22 protein-coding genes are annotated in these 21984 nt (G+C 53.9%); 5 read left to right on the top strand and 17 right to left on the bottom strand.

The features are described from left to right. The coding region (locus tag I2E13_RS00870) for an RICIN domain-containing protein (protein WP_195403918.1) at nt 1-421 on the top strand (421 nt) is incomplete at its 5' end. Here I2E13_RS00870 and I2E13_RS00875 read toward each other — a convergent pair. The 17 genes from I2E13_RS00875 to I2E13_RS00955 form a co-directional block, all read right to left on the bottom strand. Next, nucleotides 418-1659, bottom strand: a complete 1242-nt coding sequence (locus I2E13_RS00875) for a Coenzyme F420 hydrogenase/dehydrogenase, beta subunit C-terminal domain (protein WP_195403919.1) — start codon at nt 1657-1659, stop codon at nt 418-420. The genes I2E13_RS00870 and I2E13_RS00875 overlap by 4 nt on opposite strands. Nucleotides 1660-1671: 12 nt before the next feature. Beyond that, nucleotides 1672-3075 carry a lipopolysaccharide biosynthesis protein gene (locus I2E13_RS00880; protein ID WP_195403920.1) on the bottom strand — a complete coding sequence of 468 codons (1404 nt, stop codon included), beginning with the start codon at nt 3073-3075 and terminating at the stop codon, nt 1672-1674. Continuing rightward, nucleotides 3075-4151, bottom strand: coding sequence for a polysaccharide pyruvyl transferase family protein (locus tag I2E13_RS00885; protein WP_195403921.1), 1077 nt, complete (start codon nt 4149-4151; stop codon nt 3075-3077). Before I2E13_RS00885 ends, I2E13_RS00880 begins: the two co-directional genes overlap by 1 nt. Nucleotides 4152-4154: 3 nt before the next feature. Continuing rightward, nucleotides 4155-5315 carry a glycosyltransferase family 2 protein gene (locus tag I2E13_RS00890; RefSeq protein ID WP_195403922.1) on the bottom strand — a complete coding sequence of 387 codons (1161 nt, stop codon included), beginning with the start codon at nt 5313-5315 and terminating at the stop codon, nt 4155-4157. Nucleotides 5316-5715: 400 nt separating this feature from the next. After that, nucleotides 5716-6711: a glycosyltransferase family 2 protein gene (locus I2E13_RS00895; RefSeq protein ID WP_195403923.1), complete on the bottom strand. Its 996-nt coding sequence runs from the start codon at nt 6709-6711 to the stop codon at nt 5716-5718. Beyond that, nucleotides 6704-7819 (bottom strand): EpsG family protein, encoded by a 1116-nt coding sequence (locus I2E13_RS00900; protein ID WP_195403924.1) that lies wholly within the window; start codon nt 7817-7819, stop codon nt 6704-6706. The genes I2E13_RS00895 and I2E13_RS00900 overlap by 8 nt, the downstream gene beginning before the upstream one ends. 194 nt (nt 7820-8013) lie before the next feature. Further along, entirely contained in the window at nt 8014-9006 is a 993-nt protein-coding gene (locus I2E13_RS00905; protein WP_117798192.1) for a glycosyltransferase family 2 protein, read from the bottom strand. 4 nt (nt 9007-9010) lie between these two features. After that, on the bottom strand, nt 9011-9844 hold the full coding sequence (locus I2E13_RS00910; protein ID WP_195403925.1) for a glycosyltransferase: 834 nt from the start codon (nt 9842-9844) through the stop codon (nt 9011-9013). After that, nucleotides 9845-10546, bottom strand: coding sequence for a sugar transferase (locus I2E13_RS00915; protein WP_271817556.1), 702 nt, complete (start codon nt 10544-10546; stop codon nt 9845-9847). It lies immediately after the preceding gene. A gap of 84 nt (nt 10547-10630) precedes the next feature. Then, on the bottom strand, nt 10631-11221 hold the full coding sequence (locus I2E13_RS00920; protein WP_195403926.1) for a hypothetical protein: 591 nt from the start codon (nt 11219-11221) through the stop codon (nt 10631-10633). 324 nt (nt 11222-11545) lie between these two features. Then, nucleotides 11546-13309: a threonine--tRNA ligase gene (gene thrS, locus I2E13_RS00925; RefSeq protein ID WP_195403927.1), complete on the bottom strand. Its 1764-nt coding sequence runs from the start codon at nt 13307-13309 to the stop codon at nt 11546-11548. Nucleotides 13310-13532: 223 nt separating this feature from the next. Next, nucleotides 13533-13964, bottom strand: a complete 432-nt coding sequence (locus I2E13_RS00930) for a double zinc ribbon domain-containing protein (RefSeq protein WP_055251579.1) — start codon at nt 13962-13964, stop codon at nt 13533-13535. Nucleotides 13965-14246: 282 nt separating this feature from the next. Further along, the gene (locus I2E13_RS00935; protein WP_195403928.1) at nt 14247-15287 is read right to left on the bottom strand and encodes a site-specific integrase; all 1041 of its coding nucleotides are present in this window, start codon (nt 15285-15287) and stop codon (nt 14247-14249) included. 350 nt (nt 15288-15637) lie between these two features. After that, complete coding sequence (locus I2E13_RS00940) at nt 15638-16138, bottom strand: hypothetical protein (RefSeq protein ID WP_195403929.1); 501 nt, start codon at nt 16136-16138, stop codon at nt 15638-15640. After that, nucleotides 16138-16905 carry a DUF3800 domain-containing protein gene (locus I2E13_RS00945; RefSeq protein WP_195403930.1) on the bottom strand — a complete coding sequence of 256 codons (768 nt, stop codon included), beginning with the start codon at nt 16903-16905 and terminating at the stop codon, nt 16138-16140. The genes I2E13_RS00940 and I2E13_RS00945 overlap by 1 nt, the downstream gene beginning before the upstream one ends. A 77-nt stretch (nt 16906-16982) precedes the next feature. Beyond that, entirely contained in the window at nt 16983-17495 is a 513-nt protein-coding gene (locus I2E13_RS00950; protein ID WP_195403931.1) for a hypothetical protein, read from the bottom strand. A 67-nt stretch (nt 17496-17562) separates the two neighbouring features. Continuing rightward, nucleotides 17563-17946, bottom strand: a complete 384-nt coding sequence (locus I2E13_RS00955; protein ID WP_195403932.1) for a helix-turn-helix transcriptional regulator — start codon at nt 17944-17946, stop codon at nt 17563-17565. 160 nt (nt 17947-18106) lie between these two features. Between I2E13_RS00955 and I2E13_RS00960 the strand changes: the two genes are divergently transcribed. The 4 genes from I2E13_RS00960 (at nt 18107) to I2E13_RS00975 (ending at nt 21976) form a co-directional block, all read left to right on the top strand. After that, entirely contained in the window at nt 18107-18313 is a 207-nt protein-coding gene (locus I2E13_RS00960; RefSeq protein ID WP_229057772.1) for a helix-turn-helix domain-containing protein, read from the top strand. Nucleotides 18314-18777: 464 nt separating this feature from the next. Beyond that, nucleotides 18778-20232 (top strand): FAD-dependent oxidoreductase, encoded by a 1455-nt coding sequence (locus I2E13_RS00965; protein WP_195403933.1) that lies wholly within the window; start codon nt 18778-18780, stop codon nt 20230-20232. A gap of 1 nt (nt 20233) precedes the next feature. After that, nucleotides 20234-21580 (top strand): NAD(P)/FAD-dependent oxidoreductase, encoded by a 1347-nt coding sequence (locus I2E13_RS00970; RefSeq protein WP_195403934.1) that lies wholly within the window; start codon nt 20234-20236, stop codon nt 21578-21580. 3 nt (nt 21581-21583) lie between these two features. Continuing rightward, nucleotides 21584-21976 carry a DUF1667 domain-containing protein gene (locus tag I2E13_RS00975; protein WP_195403935.1) on the top strand — a complete coding sequence of 131 codons (393 nt, stop codon included), beginning with the start codon at nt 21584-21586 and terminating at the stop codon, nt 21974-21976. Nucleotides 21977-21984 lie beyond the last annotated feature (8 nt).

A 21984-nucleotide genomic window follows, 5' to 3' on the forward strand; every position in this document is an offset into this window, starting at 1 on the left:
GGGGCCCGCCCAGGCGTGGCTGCTCGCGGACCCCGCGATCCCCCGCACGGTCGACGACGGCCCCTACCGCCTCGCGACCGCCCTCGACGACCGGATGGCCGTGTCGGCCTCCGCATCGGGCTGCTCGCTGTCCTCGGACGCGGGCGCCCTCTACCTCGAGCGCGACGGGGCGACGGGCCTCTACAGGATCTCCTCGGGCGGCCTCCTGCTGACCGAGTCGGGCAACCGGGCGGTGCTGGCCGAGGCGGACGGCTCCGCCTCGCAGCTGTGGCGCGTCTCGGCCCTGGGCGGAGGCCGCCACTCGTTCACGTCCGCCTCCGGGCTGGCGCTGGACGACCGGGGGCAGCGTACCTCGGAGGGCAACACGGTATGGCTCTACGAGCCCAACGGGGGGCCCGCCCAGGCGTGGGTCCTTACCTAGCCTACAAGACCCTTTAAATACATTTTGACAATCTCCCGACATGATTCAGGGAGAAGCCTTCTTACTAATTTCTTGGTATAGAAAATTATTCCACGCTCTCGCCTTTTATACATACACTCAACGGAATGCCAACCACCTTCGACAAATGCGTCAATATAGAGCTGTCTGTCTTTTGGAAGAGCGCTCGGGTGGCGGAGCTGATCGTTGCCCTTAGCGATATCGTCAAATTCGACAGGGTACAAGTCCAGAGCGTTGCTGGATTCAATAAACTCCCTGCCGCGGTCGTTATTCACCAGCAGGCAGGAAACGCCCTTCATTTGATTGAACTTCTCGGCATCCTTCAGGACGTCGGGCCTGTTTACATCGACGCCCCAAAAATCGCCGATAGTAAGATCGCCGGCGCGAAATCTCCCTGCATAGGGACACCTATAGCAGCTATCGCGAAGCGTCTTAAGGTTCAGGAACATGTCGTAGTAGGGGGATTTCGCCGCAGGAATGGTGACCTCTCTTCCGTCCTCAAGAAGAAGAAAAAGAAGGAGAGAGTTACCCCACCCCTCGCGCTTGCACCTAAACCGGAAATCAACCACGGGAGACCCAAGCTGTTTGCCATAGCCCTCAACGCAGTCCGCGAACATGCGGCCGGAAGGGACACCGTGACAGACCAGGTCAATAATTGTAAGGCCCTCATAATCGCGCCCGAGGAAACCCCTAAGGCCGGCGACCTGGCAAGGCGTTCCACAGAACAAGACCCGCCTTCCATCACGAAGGTCCGCCTTCACGTCGGCAAAGCAAGCTCCAGCGTCGCTCTGGACATATTTTGAGTTGAGAAGCGGGCGAAGCTCATCAACACTCACAGCACGACGATGCAACACTCGAAGAGTATTCCCCTCGCGCTCATAGGCAGCACCGTATACGACCCCGCCAGAAGAAATATGCTCACGCGCAACGGAGCCGAAAACTCCGCCGGAAGCGGACTCCGAGACATCGTCCCTACCGGCAGCGGCAAAGAACGGTCCAGCGGAATTAGAGCCTATCCCCCGGTTGAGGCCGCACGCCCTCGTGCACGCGCCGCAGCCGATGCAGAGATCGCTATCAATTGCGGGAAGAACAAACCCATCCTTACCCTCAGACATGGTGATGGCGCTTTTTGGGCAACCAGCGGCACAGGCCCCGCATCCGCAGCAATGCGATGGCGACTCAAACAGTGTGGGAACTTCGCCCCTTTTCACGGTAGACATGCAGTTATCCCCCTATTTGCGAGCCGAAACAATCTTACGCAGGATATCGGCATTCATATAAACGGAAAAAACCAGCGCAATTGCCAGGCAGGCGATCGAGCTTAAGATGCCCGCACCGTAAGCGGACAGATAATAGAAAACGAATACGCCGACAATTGAAACTAAAGTTAAAACCTGCTCAACCCGGTCTTCGACAAGCTTCGTAAACTTAGCGACCTTAATCCTGCGGTACTCATTCACGACGATCATCGCCAAGAGCGTTGCAACAGATGCACCATAAAGACCGAAGTGCGGAATCAACACAACACACAGAACGGCGCAAAGGGCCGCAGACACCGCAGTGGTAGTACCCATAATTCCGGTTTCCTTATGTGCGGTAAAGATGCCACCGTAAAAGCCGGAGATGTTGCTGAAGTACGTCGCCAGGAGCAATATCGGCACATACAGCAGGCCCTCACCGAATGAACCCTTAATCAGGATGCCGTACACGAGGGGCATAAGCGCAGACATAAGCAGAACGACGCTCATCATGAAACGCCTTAGCGCACGATACACAGAGTTATAGAAAGTCGACTCGTCCTCATCGGAGTTGAGGACGCGCGCCGAGCTCTCCTTCCAAGATTGATAGAAGAAGCCATACACCTGGTCCATGACACCGGGGAACTTGTAAGAGACGGCGTACACGCCGGCGGCAGAAGCACCGAGCGTATTCATGATAATTAGCCTGTCTAGCAGGTTGTTAATAGTCCAGGAAACCTTGTTGGGAATGAGCGGAAAGGAATACCGCAGGAGCTCTCGAGCATAGGAAATGGAGAAAGCCGACGGATCGATATAGCGCCAGAGCTTCCGCATGACCATGAACACGAGGGCAACACCGCCCTGCGCAATAACCGTGGCGGAAAGCATGCCCACAACGCCCCAACGCAGAACAGCGATAAACAAAACGTTTAGCACGATGGTAAGAGCGCTCGCAGTGAAATTCATGACGGAGTAACCCACGGTATCCCCGAAACCACGTAGGACCGCAGAAGCCATCTGCAGAAGCGCGCCAGCGACAACAAGGCCCACGACCCAGCCAAGATTTTCTGGCATAAATAGCAACCAGACCAGAATCGCCAAGACCGCAAAGCACGCGCAGCCAGCAAGAAGAACAGCGCAAGACGCGGTCACGGCCTTAGACCGATCACCATCGGTGCGACAATCGATGAGGAACCGAAACAGTGCTTCATCCATAAGTAGGGAGACAGCAGGAACGCAGAACAGGGCGATAGTGTTGATGTAGTCGACGGTACCATAGTCGCCAGTGGAAAGAACTGAGGTATAGAGCGGCAGCAGAAGAAACGAAACAAGCTTGGTTGCCATTCCGCCCACCGCAATAATGCCAGTGTTCTTAATAAGTCGACGCGTCTCCCCCATTACGAAAGCGCCTTTCTAAGATAAGCGCAGGAATGCTCCCGCAGAGAATCCAGGCGAGAGTCCACGTCACTCCACTCACAAGGGGCAATATCGTCGGCGCACATAACATCGACGCAACGGTCAGACAGCCCGATATTACTCAGCAAGTCGCGCATACGCGCACCAGACTTATCAGTCGCATATACGCGGAAGGGCCTATGAAAGAGAACTGAGAATACAGTTGCATGAAAGGAATTGGTAAGAATAAGGCTTGCGTGCGCAATAAGCGAGACGAACTCCTCAGGGCCAACACCAAACAGGTTAATAGAATTTGGGATATCTAGGTTTTTATCAGATATGTAAGCAACCTTCATGCCCGTTGCTTCCGTCATCGCGACGGTGCTCTCAATAAGTTCGGGGCACTCGCGTAGTAGATACATAAATATATATTCACCCTGCAAAACATCTTTAGATGCCATATCTGCGTAGTCGTCAGAATCCAACAAAAGTGTGGGATCTAAGACAACATCTATAGGCGCATCGACAAGGGTCTGAAATAACGGAACCGTCTCCTCCTCGCGAACAGACAGGAAATCAAACCTTGAGAGCAACTCGGATACAAGCTGTTCATCAAAATTCTCAGGTCTAAAGTTAGTGTGCGCAAGACTGGGAGCGTAAGCGACTCGACGTCTATCTCCAGCGAATGAAAGGAAATAGGGGCCAACAACACCTTGTGTACAATCGAGATTCCATATTTGATCGCTACCACAAATAAAGCAATCAAACTGATCCGCAAGCTCGCACATCTCCTCTTCATTTTGCCAGCGATAAGACTTCTTCGTCATGACGAAATATTTATTTGAAAAATCCTCGAATGCAGTCTTTCTTGACAAATACCTATTTAAACAGCGCAATGTTCGCAGCGTTGCCTTTGGATGCCGGAGCTGAAGCAGCTTATACTGTTCATAATCGTGAGAACGGTAGTCGATAATTTGCACTTCATGTCCCATATTTTCCAAAACCACTTGAAGCGCATGAGACTGAAGCGCAGACCCGAAGTTCAATGCGCCGTGAAAAGTAATCGTTCCGATTTTCATTATTTATCTGTTCCTGTTCACCCAAATATTAATTGCATCTGAAACACTAAGCCCAGAACCCCCCTGCGCCGCAAGGGCAAGAGAAGCGAGAAGATAACGGTTATAATCCGAAGAACGAAGAGATCTCTCGATATCCCTCCATCTGCCGTTTAACGATGTGTTCTTCGTCTTAAAATCATCAATTGAATTAAACGTGTCGCAACAACAAGCAAACATTGTTTTACGCGCGCTGTTGTCCAAGGTAACGGTTCTCCCAAGCAAAAGCGGCCCGAACAGAGGAAGAATACGATCGAAGTCTTCCTGAGAGTAAGAAATTCCAAGCTCCGAACGATAAGAAATCAATTCATCGAGAACCCAATACGAATCAAGGCCCTTAACATTAGTAGGGGTAGACTGCATAATGGATCCAGGACGGATTCGGTAATAATAGCCGCTCAAATCATAACAAGGCTCATCCTTGAAGAAAGAATCAATCCATAACGGATGAATCAGATCTTCATACCATGCGCCTACGGGAAAACCTAGTCGATTCCAGACTTCACGACGATATAGTCTGCCCCACGGCACCATCCAACTAGCTCTATCGTTCTCTATCTCGCCAATCAAACCATCATCAGACATATATCTAAAAGTCGATGTAACGAAATCCGCAGATGTTTGAACGAGCCTGCTCCACATAGCCTCAAGATACCCTGGCCCGATCATGTCATCAGAATCCACGAACATGATGTACTTACCGCGAGAAACCCTAAGACCCGCATTGCGCGCTGCGGAAAGACCGCCGTTTACCTGGTGAATTACAAGAACATTGGGCATTAATCCATACGAATCGGCTATAGCACCAGAATCGTCTTTAGACCCATCATCGACAATAATAACCTCAAACTTGCCAGAAAACTCCTGAGTCACAATGGAGCCTAGACAGGGTTTGAGGTATTTCTCAACGTTATACACAGGCACAATAATAGAAATGTCGTAAGATACGCTTTCCTTAAAAACAATCGGCATGAACATATTGGACGGTCTCTGGGAAACCATACTCAGCTTCGCCTTAGACGCATAGGTTATAGCATCGGAACGACGACTTAACCTGAGTAAACCATCATAAATAGGGCTTGAAAGTAAAAGTTTTATGACTTTCTTAATTGAATTAAGAATCTGCAACAATTGACTCCTCCCATCTTTAAAGTCGAATAAAGATGCGTTTCCATCGATTCGGACATTTTAGTCATGATGCCCTATCATGCAATCAACAAGACCAATCGCAGACAGCACCCCATAGAGGAATAGGCTACAAACAATAAATCACAAACGTAAGCGTCTATGGCCTCACCCAGAACATGGGGACGTTGGAGATCTTCTTTGAAAAAGTGCAAAGACCAGCTTCTAAGCATCAACCGAAATAACTAAAGCCCTAGGAATGAATACACTGCACGACAGAACCAAGTCCTCTATGTCGGTTCAATCGTAAATGCTCGCTCTTAGTCGAAAGCTAAGGACAGGCTTGGTCAAGCATAATAATGCTCCATCTAAAGATATTAGTAAAAAGCAATAATGACCTGCATTATAGAAAGAGACGACGGAGGTATTTAAAGCTGCTTAGTATGTGCCGAGCAGCAAAAGAAACGATACTGCAATTTGACAAAACAAGACTATGAATATAGTCCGGACAATTGCTGATTCGCCTCTGATACTCGCTTTTAATTGTTTTATCAAATTGTCTTTTCACCTCTTTATCCACTTCACAATGCCAAAGAACTTCATCAAGATCACAATAGTGTCGACAGATACCCCTATTGGCATTTTTGACTGAATCGCTCGACCATTCACTCGCATAGCGAATCAATTCGTCGCTTACAAAGCTCCAATCAGTTATCTGATCTTCTTTAAACTGCTTCGTACTATTAGCGTCATGCTGACGATAGTAGTAAAGCGGTTCGTCAATGTGAAATAAACTCTTTGCAATATCGAAAACAGGAAGAAGTTGGCAAAGATCCTCACCGTGCATAAGGCCAACTCGTTTCGAGTACCACTCGTCACTGGCAAATAAATCTCTCCGAATGACCTTATTCCAAACACTATTGAAATCGCATCCGCACAACAGGCTTTTAACAGCATTAAATGATTCACCCGTATGCATACCAGAACAGATATCAACTTTTAACGAGGGTTTTATAGGCATCAATCCCATAGTGAAATCAAATGAAATGATATCAGCACCAGTCGAGGCAATTACATCGCATACCTTTTTAATGCAACCTTCAAGAAGAGCGTCATCGGAGTCGAGCGAAAGAATATAACGCCCACTTGCCTCGCGAAGACCGTCTCGTCGTGCAGCGAGAAGACCTTCGTTGTCCTTGTGAATAACGAAAGCTCTCTCGCGCTTGTTGCAATAAGCATCGCAGATCTCAGGAGATCCATCGGTGGAACCATCATCCACAAGAATCACCTCAAAAGAGCCGGTTCCTTGAATATCAATAGATTCCAGACAAGCGGGGAGAAAACGCTCGGTGTTATATACCGGTACAACAATACTGATGTCAGGCGTTTCGTCATGCATAAATAACTCCTAATAGTGCCGACGAATACGGAAAAAGATCGCAACTGCCGCCATATACAAACGTAATGACAAAATAAAACACGAAAAATAAAACACCCAGTGCCCCAGTTAGAAACCGCTCTCTGCCAAGGTTTTCAGACAAAAAGGGGTAAACAAAACCTGAAATGAAAAGAAAAGGGAAACTCAGTCGAATTAGCTCAGGACTGATGCTCGCAAGTTGAGCGAATAGGGAAGAAATTATGCCGCTGCTCGTATAGAAATTAAGCGTCCATCGATCGAAGCTCGTGATCAAACCCTTGCTGCCTAACATCCATATAGCAAGGCAAAATAGAAAATAAATAAGCATTGTGGTATTAAATGAGCCCATTCCAGCGTGTTTGATCTGAAAGCTATATGACGACGTAAATAGAGATACGAGCTCCATTACATCCGGGCCAATCATAATCACACAAATAGAAAAAATGATAACGCCAACGCATGCAAGAAGTGCAACGGTCTTATACGAACGTTCGCGCCCGCGGTTGAAGCATGAAATATAAATAATCCAAATAAAAAGTCCCATGATAGACATCTTGTGAAAGCCAACTGCAAGAAACAAAAAAACAATAGCGGGGCCGCGTTTCTCGCGGAACAGCTCATAGACCATCATGACGAGCATACTAGTAGCAATACATTGCCTAATTATGTTTAACGTATAACCAAACACAACGAAACAAAGAAAGAAACCTACGATAGGATACCCGCGAGGATACAACTTTCTAACAACTAAAATATAGGGAAGGAGAACGATGGCTTCACAAAGAAAAAGAACAGCGTGGAAATCACCAGTCAGTCTTCCCAGAATCCAGAAGAGAATCACGAATAGCGGCTCTTGATCTGAGCAAGCACCCATAGCACCTGTGAGCGAATAATACTGCGAGGCATAAAAACACCTGAGGGGATATGCCGAGGTATCGGTACCGACAGATGCATCACGCAACCCCGCCACCAAGGAAAGGGGGAGAACCGAAATAACCGCAAGAAGAAAACTGACGTGCTTATTAGTTATCTTTACCGAAAAATATAGCAATACAATATGGGACACAAAGGCAATGAAGTAGATTGGCATCTCTACACCTGCTTTGTATATCGTTTGTAAACTGTTGATTTTCCTCCGGTTGAAACCGTGTCGAAAACACCAACATAACAGTTAAAACCATCTTGAAAGTAAATGTTATACAAAAAGCCGCCGTGGCATTCAGTAACGTTAAACAAATGCGCGCTAGTCGAAAAAATCATCTTATCAACCTTTGATTATAGGAGTTACCCGATTGCCTTACCAGAAATTGCAGCATATAACGCATAGAAAGCGTTATGAACCCTAGGAGAGATAGAAAAGAGAGCACAACGCAGTCTCCATTTTGAACAAGCATATGGGTTCTTCGATGCCCTCCAAGCAAGCCCTCGAGCATTCCTCAAATAATTCTGGGCCTCAGCCTTATCATCAAATCCGTCCGGATCAACCCTCATTGCAACGCGGAGCGTACAGAATGACTGGAAGCACTCAAACTCGCCCTGAAATTCAGGCTCGGCAAATTGTCGAACGGTCTCAATAGCCCTGTCCATGTCTTTAGCATGCTTGGAACCCTGGTTCTTGAGCGTCGTAATGGAGCCAGGTCTCGTCACGTATGCATAGAAGCACGCATCAGAGAATGCAACCTTTTGAACTTTGGAACAAATGTTAGCAATTACACCCATGTCTTCGAAGAGCTGCCCCTCAGGAAAGACAAGGTCGCTAATAAGAGATCGTTCAAAGAGCTTTCCGCAAGCAGAACCACTCTCACCGGTTAATAAAAGAAGTTTTCGAAAATGCTCAATTCCAGATTCAACATGGAATTCTACATTCTGACCTATCTTATAGTTATCAAGGACAGGCGTCTTCGCAAAGGAGCCGATAACGAGCGGAACTTGATACTTGTCAGCCGCTTCGACCATCAACTCAACAGTTCGCGAATCGATCAAATCGTCCCCATCAACATACATGACATAATCACCGTGGCACCTTTGAGTACCAAAGTTACGCGCAGAAGAAAGACCGCCGTTCTCCTTATGCAAAATCTTAAATCGCGTGTCTGACCCAACGGCATCTTCAATAAGGTCGATAGTATTATCAGTACATCCATCATCTACGATAATATATTCGATATTCGAATAAGTCTGACCAAGCAATGAGTTTACGCAAGGAAGCGCGAACATACCCACGTTGTACACGGGGACAATGACACTAACCAGAGGCTTATCAATATCAGAAGCCATATATCTAGGACCTCCTGAGAAAATGACGATATATCAACGCTCTAACGGAATTTGGCATCAGACAGACAACGGCATGCGGCAAATAAGAACAGATATAATCACGTTTTGTGAAATAGCCACGCTCAACTTGAGCCTGCTTAAATGCTTTAGCGTACTTAAGATACTGCGAGCCGCCCCTACGAGCATAGAAATCCTCACTAACGCGCATCGCAACAAGCGGTTCCTTCAGGTTATCCGCCTTGCAGCCACATGCGAGCATCCTGTTAAAAAGATCCCAATCCTCAAAGTAGAGAAAGTCGGAACTGTAGTTACCAGCCTCCATAACTTTCGACTTTTTAAACGTCATGGGAGGATGACGGAAGGGATTTCGCCTTTTGGAATAAGAACGTATAGCATCGATGCCCTTGGGAAGGTCCGTGGCCGCAACAGGTTCATTGGGAGACGTGACGAATTCGATAACATCGCTTCCGACCATATCGAGCCCGCCATCAATAGCGGCAAGCTGTTTCTCCATACGATCCGGACGAGCTATATCATCAGTGTCCATGCGTGCAACAATTTCGTTAGAGCAAGCAAGCATGCCTTGGCGCAATGCATACCCAAGTCCATGGTTTTTTTCATACGAAACAAAATTGAACAGTCCAGGATGCAGGGAGTCATAATCTTGGAGCACATCTTCAAGCTCATGCGTAAGCGGACCATCCTTGACCATGACGATCTCAGCAGGAGAAACCGTTTGATTCAGCACGCTGTCTAAAGCCTGAATTAAATAGGCAGGATTTTCTTTTTTGTAAATGCTCATCAACACACTATAAGAAGAAGTAAGGTTTGTCTGCATCTATCGCCCCGTTCTCTTCTTGCCGAACATGGCACCGAAGGTGCCGGTAAAGCACTTCAAATCCATGCGGAAGCAGCGGTTCTGAACGTAGCGAAGTTCTATCTTTTGCCTCAGACCACTCTCAAAGGTCGCTTCATTACGATCAGTCGCTTGCCAAAGTCCAGTAATTCCAGGCTGAACTGAGAGCAGCTCAGCCTTTTCTTCATCCGAAAAATGCTGTTCAAGCTCATCCCTTGTAATGGGACGGGGACCAATGACTGAAAGATCGCCGTTCAGCACATTGAGAAACTGAGGCATCTCATCGATGGAGCATTTACGAATGAATTGACCAATCTTGGTAATGCGGGGATCATCGTTGACTTTGCGTTCGACTTCCCACTGATGTAGCTGCTCAGGACTTAAATACTTCTGCACATCACCCGCATCGGCAACCATGCTACGAAGCTTTAAAATCTTGATTGTTTTTCCGCCCTTGCCAACGCGCTCTTGCGTATACATAGGGTTGCCAGGCGACTCAAGGCAAATGAGCGCGCACACGATGGCGATGGGGATAAGCAGCAATACACTCATCAAAAGACTGAATACAAGGTCAAACAGCCTCTTAAATAAGCGGTAGCCAAGCGTACCGCTCGGTTTAATCTCTTTAATAGCCAGTGCATCCTCCACAGATACACAGCTCTCTGTTACTTCTTTAGCAGCCACAGTCAAACTTACGTTCCTGTCCCCAGGAACCCCCCCCCCATCTATGAATCCAAAATCAAGTAATTTGCCGGCGCAACGTCTCCCTTACGTTTTGCTGGGCACGTCTAGCGGAAGCAGCTCCCTAAATGTGGAGTCACCCTCGCCCACGTCTACCAGGCACCAGCGCTTATGACGGTCTATCTTCTTTACACGGGTCTCTTGCCCCACCAAGGGCCCCTGTTCTATGTGCAACACGCCGTCTTCTATGCGCGCGACACTGTTGCGCACCACGCCGTCGTCGTCCAGCACGCTGCGATACCAGTCCTGCGCATCGTCCGGCATGGGCATGTACGCCCGCTCCCTACTGCCGGCGATACGGCAGCCAAAGCTCAACTGGGCCAGGGCCCTATCGAGCGCAGCGGCATCGTGCGTGGCGACGAAGAAGTATTCCTTGTACATAGGTTTGGTTTGGAGCGACCATGCGCCGTCCCGCTTAAACCAGAACTCCTTTTGCATCACAAAAGCGTCCTGCATAAGCTCGTGTGGGATAATGCAACGGACCTTTTCGCAGGTCTCACGCTCTTTACCGTTGGGGGTGTGGACCAGATACCAGCGGACGCGGCCGTGCTGGCTGTTGGTGGTGGCGCCGTTAAATGCGCCAGGCAGCTGCTCTTGGCGCCGCATTGTCTGTTCCATCTCTCGCCCCCTCTTTTTGCTTTGCGATGCACGCAAATGCAGGGGCGTTTAGAACAGGCTTCTCGCTCGCAGCTAGGCGCAGTCGCAAAAGTACAGGTTTTTGTATCTTTCGACATAGGCAATTATAGGAGCAATTAATCAAAGATTGCCCAGATTACGCAAAATGTCCTGCCGGTAGATACATCTCCATACCCCTCTACAAAAACCTGTACCTTTTTGTGCAACAAAAAAAGCCGCTCAACCAGCGGCTTTTCTTATTTCGTCATGAAAAAGGCGACCGCCCTCTGTGGACGGTCGCCTTTGTTAATTGTTGTGAAGTTTGCCTTAGGCGCGAGTCTTGATCTCCTCGGTCACCTTCGCAACAAACTCATCAACGCTCATCTGAACGGTCTCGTTGGAGCGATCGCGGACGGAGATGTTGCCGGCCTCGACCTCCTTCTCGCCCAGGATGAGCATGTAGGGCACGCGGTCGATACTGCGGGCCTCGCGGATCTTGTAGCCGATCTTCTCGTCGCGGTCGTCGCAGACCACGCGAATGCCGGCCTCCTCCAGCTTGGCGCACACCTCGTGGGCGTAGTCGCGGCTCTTCTCAGAGACGGGAAGCGCCTTGACCTGCACCGGAGCCAGCCAGGTGGGGAACTTGCCCGCAAAGTGCTCAATCAGAATACCAATGAAGCGCTCGATGGAGCCAAAGCACACGCGATGCAGCATGATGGGGCGCTTCTTGGAACCGTCGGCGTCCACATACTCCAGGTCAAAGTTGAGCGGCATCTGGAAGTCGAGCTGCACGGTACCGCACTGCCAGGTACGGCCGAGCGAGTCCTCCAGGTGGAAGTCGATCTTGGGGCCGTAGAAGGCACCGTCGCCCTCGTTGACTTCGTAGTCCATGCCCAGCTTCTCCAGAGCGGTACGCAGGCCCTCCTCGGCGCGCGCCCAGTCCTCGTCGGAACCCATGGAGTCCTCGGGGCGGGTGGAAAGCTCAACGTGGTACTTAAAGCCAAACTTCTGGTACACGGAGTCGATGAGGTTGACCACGCCCACGATCTCGTCGGTCAGCTGGTCGGGACGCACAAACAGGTGGGCATCGTCCTGGTTAAAGCAGCGCACGCGGAACAGACCGTGCAGGGCGCCGCGCAGCTCGTGGCGGTGCACCAGGCCAATCTCGCCGGCGCGAATGGGCAGCTCGCGGTAGGAGTGCGGCTTGGAGGCGTACACCAGCACGCCGCCCGGGCAGTTCATGGGCTTAATGCAGTACTCTTCGTCGTCGATGACGGTGGAGTACATGTTGTCCTTGTAGTGGTCCCAGTGGCCCGAGGTCTTCCACAGCTGCTTGTTCATGATGATTGGCGTGGAGATCTCCACGTAGCCGGCCTTGTGGTGAATCTCGCGCCAGTAGTCCAGCAGCGTATTCTTAAGGATCATGCCGTTAGGCAGGAAGAACGGGAAGCCGGGGGCCTCGTCGCGCATCATAAAGAGGTCCATCTCGCGGCCGATCTTGCGGTGGTCGCGCTTCTTGGCCTCCTCCAGCATGTGCATGTGCTCGTCGAGCTCTTCCTTGGTGGCAAAGGCGACGCCGTTGATGCGGGTGAGCATCTTGTTGTCCTTATCGCCCTTCCAGTAGGCGCCCGAGACGCCGGTGAGCTTAAAGGCCTTAAGGGCCTTGGTGTAGCAGATGTGGGGGCCGACGCACATGTCGATGTAGTCGCCCTGCTGGTAGAAGGTGATACGGGCGTCGTCGTCCAGGTCGCCGATGTGCTCGACCTTGTACTTCTCGCCGCGCTCCTCCATAAGGGCGATGGCCTCGGCGCGGGGCTTCTCGTACACGGAGAACTTGAGGTTCTCCTTGACGATCTTCTTCATCTCGGCCTCGATCGCGGGGAAGTCGTCCTCGCTGATCTTGACGCCCTCGGGCAGGTCGACGTCGTAGTAGAAGCCGTTGTCGGTCGCGGGACCGTAGGCAAAGTCGGCCTCGGGGTACAGGCGCTTGATGGCCTGCGCCATGATGTGCGCGGCGGAGTGGCGGATGACGTGCGTGACCTCGTCCTGCGGGAGCTCGGCCACCGAACCGTCATTGTAGAGTGCCTTCATGGGTATGTTTTCTCCTCTCGGATGCCTGATGCAAGTGCGTGCGATGCGCTCGGCGTTTTAACTTGCATCATTATAGGCAGGTTGCCTTGGTATACAAGCGCCCGCCGCACCTTAATGGCACGGCGGGCGATTTTCTACGCATGCTTCATCGTGTGGGGGCGGAGTGTGGGGCGCGCGTGGCTTGCGGCGCCCGTGGCTTGCGGCCGACCCGACGATGGATGCGTTACTGGATGCGAGTTCGGCAGTAGGGGCAGACCTTCCAGTGCGCATCGAGCGGGCGATGGCAGCTGGGGCATACGTTGCGAACCTGGGTGTCGCACACCGGGCAGACAACGAAGTCCTTCTCGATGGGCGCGCCGCACTGCGGGCAGGTGCCATACTGGGCAAGCTGGCGCTCACGCAGGGCCATGTCCAGCTCCTGCTCCTCGCGGTCGGACGCGTAGGAGTGCGGGCGCAGGACCAGGTAGGCAATGAGGCCCACAAACGGGATGAGGGCGATGATGCCCCATGCCACGTAGGCGCTGGCGCCGCGGCGGCGGGCATCGATGAACACATAGACGACCGACAGCACATACAGGGCGATGATAAAGCCAACGAAGGCATAGACGACGCCCATAAGCTGCGGCGACATGAGCTCGGAGATGTACTTGGACATTACGGGTACCTTTCGGGATATTAACAGTCCGGTCAAGTTTACCACGGGGTTTAACGATTTGGCAGGTCGCAGGCATGGGCGGATAGAAACATCTCAATCTGTAACAGGTGGAGGCGAAATCCGGGCCTAGATGTTACAGATCGAGACATAGGGGTCCCTCCCCGACTTCAATCTCGATCTGTAACATCTTGGGCCCCAAAACCCCTCTTACTGTTACAGATCGAGACATTCAAAATCCGCCGGAGGGTTTGTCTTGATCTGCCACTATTAACTGCGCCCGTTTTACCTGCTGGTTTGTTGGGAAATATCCCAATTTATCCCAAGCGCGTCGCAAACGGAACGCGCTACCTGCTCACGGGAGGAGCGAATATAGTGTCGCCCCGACACACCCGGCAGGGAGTGGCCCATGAGCATCTCCATGAGGTCCCAGGGCATGTGCAGCTCCATCACGCAGATGGTTCGCCACGAGTTGCGGAGATTCGACCATGGGATGTGCTCGATGCCCTCGGCCTCGCACCATTTCTTCCATCTATGATTGCACATCCCTCGGTTCATGGGCAGCCCGTCCCCGCAATCTGCTAGCCACTCGGAGCCTGCCGCGCGGCGCTCGCCTGCAATTTCGAGCAGGCGCCCGGCGGCATCCGGCAGCACCACGACGGTGCGTATGGACTTCCGCGTCTTGAGTACGCCGTCCGCCGTGGACTCGATGCCCGCTTGCTCCATCTGGCGCACGAGGTCGACCGTTGCGAGCGTTGTTGATCCTGCCGCGAATGGCAAGACCTCATCGGTACGGATGCCCAGCGACTCGCCCGAGCGACACGATCCAAAGCACGCCATGATGAACGGCGCCTCGAGCGAGGTCCCGTGTAGCCGCCCCAGAATGCCCTTTGCCTCGGCGAGCGCGTACAGGCGCTTGGAGCGCTCGCGCGTCTTGCGCGTGGGCATGGTGTATTTCACGGTGGCGGCAAACGGGTCGATGGGCAGCACGACAAAGCCCGACACGGTGCCGTAAATCTTGCGCAAGGTGAGTAGGGCAGTGTCTGCCGTTGCTGCGGGGAGAGTCAGGAGCCATTCCTGCAGGTGCATGGGGCGCAGTTGGTCGACCGGCATCGAGCCCCACGCGGGGCCGACATAGTTTGTCCACGACCTTGAGACGAGGCTGCGGGTGTTCAGCGTGAGCTTGCCCACGGCGACCTGCGCCGCCATGGTCGGCTCGAGCCATGTGCCGTATGCCTGGGCGATGGTCGGCACCGGCTTGTCATCGGCACGCTCGACGTGGATGCGGTCGAGTTCGGCGCATGCCTCGCGATAGGTGCCGTACACCGTCTTGGTCTTACGTTTGCGTCCGCACGGCGTGTTCTACTGCCATCGGAGGATGTATTTCTTGCCACGCTTGGCCTCGGTGATTGAGCCCCACGCGCGGCGCCTCTGCTTGCGTGTCATATAATGTTCCAAGGTTGCCCGGAGGTATCTCCGTGTTACTCCGGCATCCTTGCTATCACCCCAACGCGCCAAGGTTCCAGCCGTGCGCGGTGGGGTTTCTTTTCGTTTAAGGTCTCCAATCTCCATAACGTGTTCGGTTTACATTTTGTTGCAATGCGGCATAATATGGGTAGCCCTTTGCTTAAAGCTCAGGACGTGGCCAGCCTCGGAGCCGAAATCCGGGGCCTTTTTTATGGGCGGATTTTCTCCACCAGCTCTCCTCTTTCGCTAATCTTGCAGGAATATTTTTTGTCCCCTGGATAGGCTGTTCTGAGGACATAGCCCTTTTTCGTTACGCCGAGGATAACGACATAGTCTTGATCGATTCCGGATGCGACAACTTGAACTTTGTCTTCGCGGCCCCTTTGCCTTTGAAGGTAAACGTTGGCGGGCACCCTGCCCTCCACTGTTGCTTTTAGGACCGGAAGCCTCACAACCCTGTTGAGATCAAGATTGACCAATGGGTTGAATTGCTCTCTGCTCTTCCCGTGCTTTGAGACGAGATGTAGCCATGTCGACTCGTATTGCATGTTTGTCACGGGGAACCCATCCCATGCAACAAGGTCCAGCAGATTGTCGTCATAGTATTCTCTTGAGAGATGTGACGCGCGCAGCATATCGCATGTAAGGCCTTGGTAGCAGGGCCCAAGGTCGAGATGCCCGTCGCGGTCGAGTGAGTATCCTGTTCGCATCACATATTCCTTCGTCCACGAAAGTGGAACACGTTGAACTTCTGCTCGGAAGGCCATGTCTCATAGCTCGCGAGGGTACTTGTATTTAAATTTCGACAGATGTCTCGGCATATTTGCAATTTTGCGGCACTTGACCCTTCGAGCTGCAGGTGTCCATTCCTTGAGGCGGCAAGGGCTCCGATGAATAAGTCTGCGAGCTGTATGAGGTCGTTCTCATGTGACTCGACTTCTTCGACAAATTTTACCGAGTTGCCAAATTGGAATGTGTCGATCAGGCACCTCCTCAATGTGTCCACTCGGTCACGTTCGTCAATGCGGCGATCGATAAATAGGCGGTATGAGTCTCTCCTGTCAAGCCAGTTGTTAAATACCTGGTAGTAGACCTTCTGAAACATTTCCTCAGTATCATCGAAGTTTGTCTCGCGCCTACTGACAACGACTGCGCGGAATCTCAGCTCGGAGTTTGAGAAGAACAGGTCAACCAAAGCCTGAAAGAAGGAAAGTCTGGACGGGCACACCGTTTTCCACCCGAATTCTCCCTGCACGTTGTAATAGGCCCTGAGTCGGTCAACCGTCCTTACAATCTCTCTCTTTTGGTCCAAGGGGCACATGATGCCTCCTATGGCCATAAAATCGTCTGCAAGAGAAGATGTGACGCAGCTTTCGTCACAATAAACGTTGTAGGTCGTGCGCTCCTCGTTTATATGCGCGGCATCACTTCCTGCTTCGCAGTTCGCCCGGACATCATTCGTGTTTAGCGGTCTCATGTGATCGCGCCCTTCTTCGGATTGCCAAATTTGTATCAGATATCGCGGTGCTAACGATTTGATTCGCGGCACCGCACCTAGGCGCCGAAGAGCTTCGCGAGCACACCGAGGGCCACCAACGCCTTGGGTACGAGATCCACGCTCTTCGTTGCAAGGTCGATGACCCTTACAGCGTGTTCGGCGAACCCTGCCCTGTTCTTCGCCTCGGCTGCCATGCGTGCCCGCGACAGCGCCAGCTCGAGTGCCTCTTTCGTCTCGTTGTCGAGAACGGGGTCGTTGCCGATTTCGGTCACCGCCTGGCTTACCTCTACCGAAACGTCTGCCGTCGCCGTGGCCTGCGAGACGCTGCTGGAGCTAACCGTCGTGCCGTTTCCGCTGTTCGTGAGCGTGGCCATGTTTGCCACGAGCCATCCCTTTGCGCGCTTTACGCCATCCAGAGTCTTGTCTCTGGGAATTGTTAGCGATCCGGTGCACCTGAGCGGGAAGGAAAACCCTTCCATCTGCAGCATGAGGTCGTCGATGTGTTCCTGGGTGCTCTCACCATAATCTCCCGCAGTGATGCAGTCACACTCGTAGATGAGATCCTCCACGTGCGTCTCCGCTAATGATTGAGACATTGTTATTACTCCTTCCCATAAATGAATTGAATAACGCGGCCTACGCGGACCTTACTTGATCCGCCTCCAGCCCTTCGCCTTCAGGCGCTGCAGCCTGAGCTTGGGACAGCTCGGCCTGGTCGCGTGCCGTCTCCAGGATCTTCGAGCACCTCTTCTCGGTGCTCTGCCGGTAGCAGGTGATCAGCTCGCCCTCCGCGCCCGCCGGCGCCGTCGGCTTGTCCTCGGGATGCTCCTCGTACCAGCCGAGCAGGTCGTTGGGATCGGTGTTGAATACTTCGCAGAGCGCACCTACGAGCTCTGCATTCGGATACCTCTCCTCGCGCTCCCAAGACTGAATAGTTCGGAATGACTTGCCGACATTTTGTGCAAGCTCCTTTTGGTTTAGCCCCAGGGCCTCTCGGCGCTCTCTTAGACGAAGGTTCATCCTCGCTCCTTTCTTTACGTTAAGCGAATAGTAAACAAAAAATGTCTTTACGCAAAAAAATGTTGCTTATTCGATTGATAGGGACATAAGACTGTTCGTCATTTAATTCAACATACAGAAAAACATCTCTAAGGAGAAACGAACGGATTTCAGTAAGGAGCTGGCGGGGAATATCCGCGCCGTACGCGCCCGAGCTGACCTTTCTCAGGCTGAGGTCGCTTCCAAGCTCGGAGTGAGCGTCAGCATTTTCGCGAAGTACGAGAGCGGCGATTACATTCCTGGAGCCGACAAACTCTTGGCCATCTCGCAGGTTCTTGGTTGTCCGCCCAACGACCTGATGGGCTGGAACACAGATGAGACCGCATAGGAATGGAGGAAGAGGGATGACCGGGAGGAACTACGAGCTGCCCGACGACATCACGAACCTGGGCGGCATGGTGATCTTTGAGTTAATAAATTGGGATATTCGGGGTGCACGCCCGCGTGGCTTTCATATCCCCAAATTATCCCAAGTGCGAGTGCTAACCCGTTTTTACGCGCTTGTGCCGTTGTTGCCGTACTTAAACCCGCAGGTAAGCAGTGTGTTCGTTTTTGTCGTTCTTTCGAGTCAGTACTGTAACATCTGGAATCCAAATCCTCGTCTAACTGTTACAGGTCGAGACGAACGGTTGCCGTAGCTGTCGGCAGACGAGGCCAACATCCGTGCCGGGTCTCCCCTCGCCTGCCGTTGGCGGGTGTTGCAGGGCTGTTCACCGCATTGCCGCCGCACTAGGGGCGCGCAGACCGTAGGATGGTTTTATTGACAGCCTGTCAACTCGTCTGGGAGGCACTGTGACAGAAACGTTTGATATTGCGATCGTGGGCGCGGGCATCACCGGATGCGCCATCGCGAGGCAGCTCGCGCGGTTTGACCTGTCCATTTGCGTAGTCGAGGCGGCTAACGATATTGCGCTGGGCGCGTCGAAGGCCAACGGCGGCCTGGTGCACGCCGGCTACGATCCGACACCGGGCACGGTTAAGGCGCAGGTCAACGCCCGTGGCTGCGAGCTATATGGCACGTGGGCCCAGGAGCTGGGCTTTTTGTTTTGCCGCACTGGGTCGATGGTACTGGGCTTTAACGACGAGGACCGCGCGCATCTGGAGCAGCTGCGGCGCAACGGCTATGTCAACGGTGTGCCCGAGCAGTCAATCGTCGGACCCGACCGCATCCACGAATTAGAGCCACGCGCCAGTGCCGACGCAACGTGCGCGTTGTGGTGCCCCTCGACTGGGTTTGTCGACCCGTTTGAGGTTGCCATCGCCGCGCTGGAGAACGCTATCGCCAACGGGGCGACGTTTATGCGGTCCGCTACGGTGGAAGCGATTGAAGTCGCGAGCTCGGGCGACGACGCGCGCTTTACGCTGGCGACCCCCGCTGGCAACGTGCGCTGCCGCTACCTGATCAACGCCGCGGGCAACGGCGCCGCCGACATCTCGCATATGGCGGGCGCCGAGGAGTTCCAGATGGTCTGGCGCCAGGGCAACATCGTGGTGCTGGACAAGGAACCGCGCACGCTCATGCCGCTCTACCCCGTGCCGACGCCGGTGTCGAAGGGCGTTATCGTGACAGGCACCGTGCACGGCAACACCGTGATCACCGCGACGGCCGCCGTGCGCGAGCCGGGTGACACGCAGACCTATGCAAGCGATGTGAACGCGCTGCTGACCGGCGCGCACAAGCTAGTACCCGATCTGGATACGCGACGTGTGGTGCGCGCATTTGCCGGCGGGCGTCCGGTCATTCAGGGAACGAACGACTTCTTTATTGGGCAGTCGGCCGTGGTGCCGGGGCTGTTCCAGGCGGCGGGCATCCAGTCGCCGGGCGTGGCGAGCGCACCGGCCATTGCCGAGCGCATGGAGCTTGTGATGCGTGAGGCGGGCGTGGAGCTGCACGAGCGGGCGGACTGGAACCCAATTCGCCGCGAGCCGGACGACTTTGACCGCGCACCGCTGGCGCGCAAGGAGGAGCTGATCGAGTCCGATCCCGCGTGGGGACAGATTGTTTGCCGCTGCGAGACGGTGCCCGAGGCCGAGATTGTGGCCGCGATTCGACGCCAACCGGGCGCGGTTTCGGTCGAGGGCGTCAAGCGCCGCTGTCGTGCCGGCATGGGTCGGTGCCAGAGCGGCTTTTGCCAGAGCCGTTTGGTGACGATTCTTGCCCGCGAGCTGGGCTGCGACCCCAGCGAGGTATTACTGGAGGACGCCGGCTCCTGGCTGGTCGAGGGGCCTTTGAAGGGGGTGCGCTAGGATGGCGGAATTCAAATCGAACGCGATTGATTGCGGCGTCGTGGAAGCCGTACAAACGCGAGCCTTCGACGTGGCCGTTATCGGCGGCGGACCTGCCGGCATGGCTGCCGCGCTGGCCGCGCATAAGGCCGGAGCGCGCGTGGCCATCGTGGAGCGCGAGCAGCACCTGGGTGGAATCCTCCGCCAGTGCATCCACCCCGGCTTTGGCCTGTCGCACTTTAAACAGGAGCTCACCGGTCCCGAGTACGCGCAGCGCTTTATCGACAAGGTGCACGCAACCGACATTGCGCTGTTCCTAAACAGCATGGTGCTTGGGATTGATTCAGGCGAGCCTGCGGAAGACACCGCGGTCCATACCGTCACGCTCATGAGCCCCGCCGGCATGCTGCAGCTCACCGGACGGGCGGTCGTCCTTGCCATGGGGTGCCGCGAGCGCACCCGCAGCGAGATCAAGATCCCCGGCAGCCGTCCCGCCGGTGTGTTTACGGCAGGCCTGGCGCAGCGATACATCAATATCGAGAACCTCAAACCCGGCTCGCGCGCCGTCATTTTGGGTTCGGGCGATATCGGGCTGATCATGGCACGTCGCTGCACGCTCGAGGGGATTTCGGTCGAGGGCGTGTACGAGCTCATGCCGTACGCCAACGGTCTGCGCCGCAACGTCAAGAACTGCCTGGACGACTTTGGCGTTCCGCTACATCTGTCCACCACGGTAACGCGCGTGATCGGGCATGACCGCCTGGAAGCCGTGGAGGTGAGCCAAGTCGACGAACGCCTAGCGCCCATTCCGGGGACCGAGCGCATTATTCCGTGCGACACGCTGCTGCTTTCGGTGGGCTTGATTCCCGAGAACGAGCTTTCGGTTGCCGCGGGCGTAGAGCTTGACCCGCGCACGCGCGGCGCCGTGGTGGACCAGAGTCTGCAGACGGGCGTACCAGGCATCTTTGCCTGCGGCAACGTGCTGCACGTGCACGACCTGGCCGACAACGTAACGACCGAGTCCGAGAGAGCTGGCGCAGCTGCGGCGGCGTACGCGCTGGGAACCGGCGCGGGCGCCGTTCCGGACTGCGAGCTCACCGTCTCCCCTGCCGGCATTGCGGGATACGCACTGCCGGGACGCATTACGGCTGTGGCGCTCACCAAACTCAACTTCCGTGTGCGCCGACCAGTCGATGCCGCCCGCGTGCGCATTCTTGCTGGCGGCGTGGAGCTGTTTGCAGGCAAGGTCCGCCCGTTTAAACCGAGTGTAATGGAAAGCTTCCCACTGCCGGCAAAGGTCATCAAGCAGGCGCTCGACCTGGGTGCCAGCAAGATTGTCTTGTCCGTCGATCCCATTGAGGAGGCATAGCTCATGAGCACGAATGCGACCGAAACGTTGCAGTTCAACTGTACGACCTGCCCATCCGAATGCCTTCTGACCGTAGAGGTGGAGCGCGACGCCAATGGCGCCGTGGTGGAAGTGCGCTCCGTAACCGGTAACAACTGCCCGCGCGGCGATAAGTTCGCACATCAGGAGCTCACCTGCCCCATGCGCGTGCTCACGACGACCGTGGCCGTCTCCGGCGGCGACGAAGCCCTGCTCCCCGTGCGCACGGCCGAAGCCATCCCGCTAGAACTCCACGCCCAAGCCATGGCCCTCATCCGAGGCCTAGTCGTCAACGCCCCCATCCGCATGGGCGACGTCGTGCTGAAGGACCTCCTCAACACCAATATCAACCTAATCGCCAGCATGGACATCGAGTAGCTAAATTG

Source organism: Collinsella aerofaciens (assembly GCF_015554145.1).
Lineage (GTDB): Bacteria > Actinomycetota > Coriobacteriia > Coriobacteriales > Coriobacteriaceae > Collinsella > Collinsella aerofaciens_AA.

Bases quoted from the DNA above. Each gene is read 5' to 3' on its own strand.
- I2E13_RS00875 (WP_195403919.1), bottom strand. From the start codon at position 1,659: ATGTCTACCGTGAAAAGGGGCGAAGTTCCCACACTGTTTGAGTCGCCA.
- I2E13_RS00880 (WP_195403920.1), bottom strand. From the start codon at position 3,075: ATGGGGGAGACGCGTCGACTTATTAAGAACACTGGCATTATTGCGGTG.
- I2E13_RS00885 (WP_195403921.1), bottom strand. From the start codon at position 4,151: ATGAAAATCGGAACGATTACTTTTCACGGCGCATTGAACTTCGGGTCT.
- I2E13_RS00895 (WP_195403923.1), bottom strand. From the start codon at position 6,711: ATGCATGACGAAACGCCTGACATCAGTATTGTTGTACCGGTATATAAC.
- I2E13_RS00900 (WP_195403924.1), bottom strand. From the start codon at position 7,819: ATGCCAATCTACTTCATTGCCTTTGTGTCCCATATTGTATTGCTATAT.
- I2E13_RS00905 (WP_117798192.1), bottom strand. From the start codon at position 9,006: ATGGCTTCTGATATTGATAAGCCTCTGGTTAGTGTCATTGTCCCCGTG.
- I2E13_RS00910 (WP_195403925.1), bottom strand. From the start codon at position 9,844: ATGCAGACAAACCTTACTTCTTCTTATAGTGTGTTGATGAGCATTTAC.
- I2E13_RS00920 (WP_195403926.1), bottom strand. From the start codon at position 11,221: ATGGAACAGACAATGCGGCGCCAAGAGCAGCTGCCTGGCGCATTTAAC.
- thrS (WP_195403927.1), bottom strand. From the start codon at position 13,309: ATGAAGGCACTCTACAATGACGGTTCGGTGGCCGAGCTCCCGCAGGAC.
- I2E13_RS00930 (WP_055251579.1), bottom strand. From the start codon at position 13,964: ATGTCCAAGTACATCTCCGAGCTCATGTCGCCGCAGCTTATGGGCGTC.
- I2E13_RS00940 (WP_195403929.1), bottom strand. From the start codon at position 16,138: ATGCGAACAGGATACTCACTCGACCGCGACGGGCATCTCGACCTTGGG.
- I2E13_RS00945 (WP_195403930.1), bottom strand. From the start codon at position 16,905: ATGAGACCGCTAAACACGAATGATGTCCGGGCGAACTGCGAAGCAGGA.
- I2E13_RS00955 (WP_195403932.1), bottom strand. From the start codon at position 17,946: ATGAACCTTCGTCTAAGAGAGCGCCGAGAGGCCCTGGGGCTAAACCAA.
- I2E13_RS00970 (WP_195403934.1), top strand. From the start codon at position 20,234: ATGGCGGAATTCAAATCGAACGCGATTGATTGCGGCGTCGTGGAAGCC.
- I2E13_RS00975 (WP_195403935.1), top strand. From the start codon at position 21,584: ATGAGCACGAATGCGACCGAAACGTTGCAGTTCAACTGTACGACCTGC.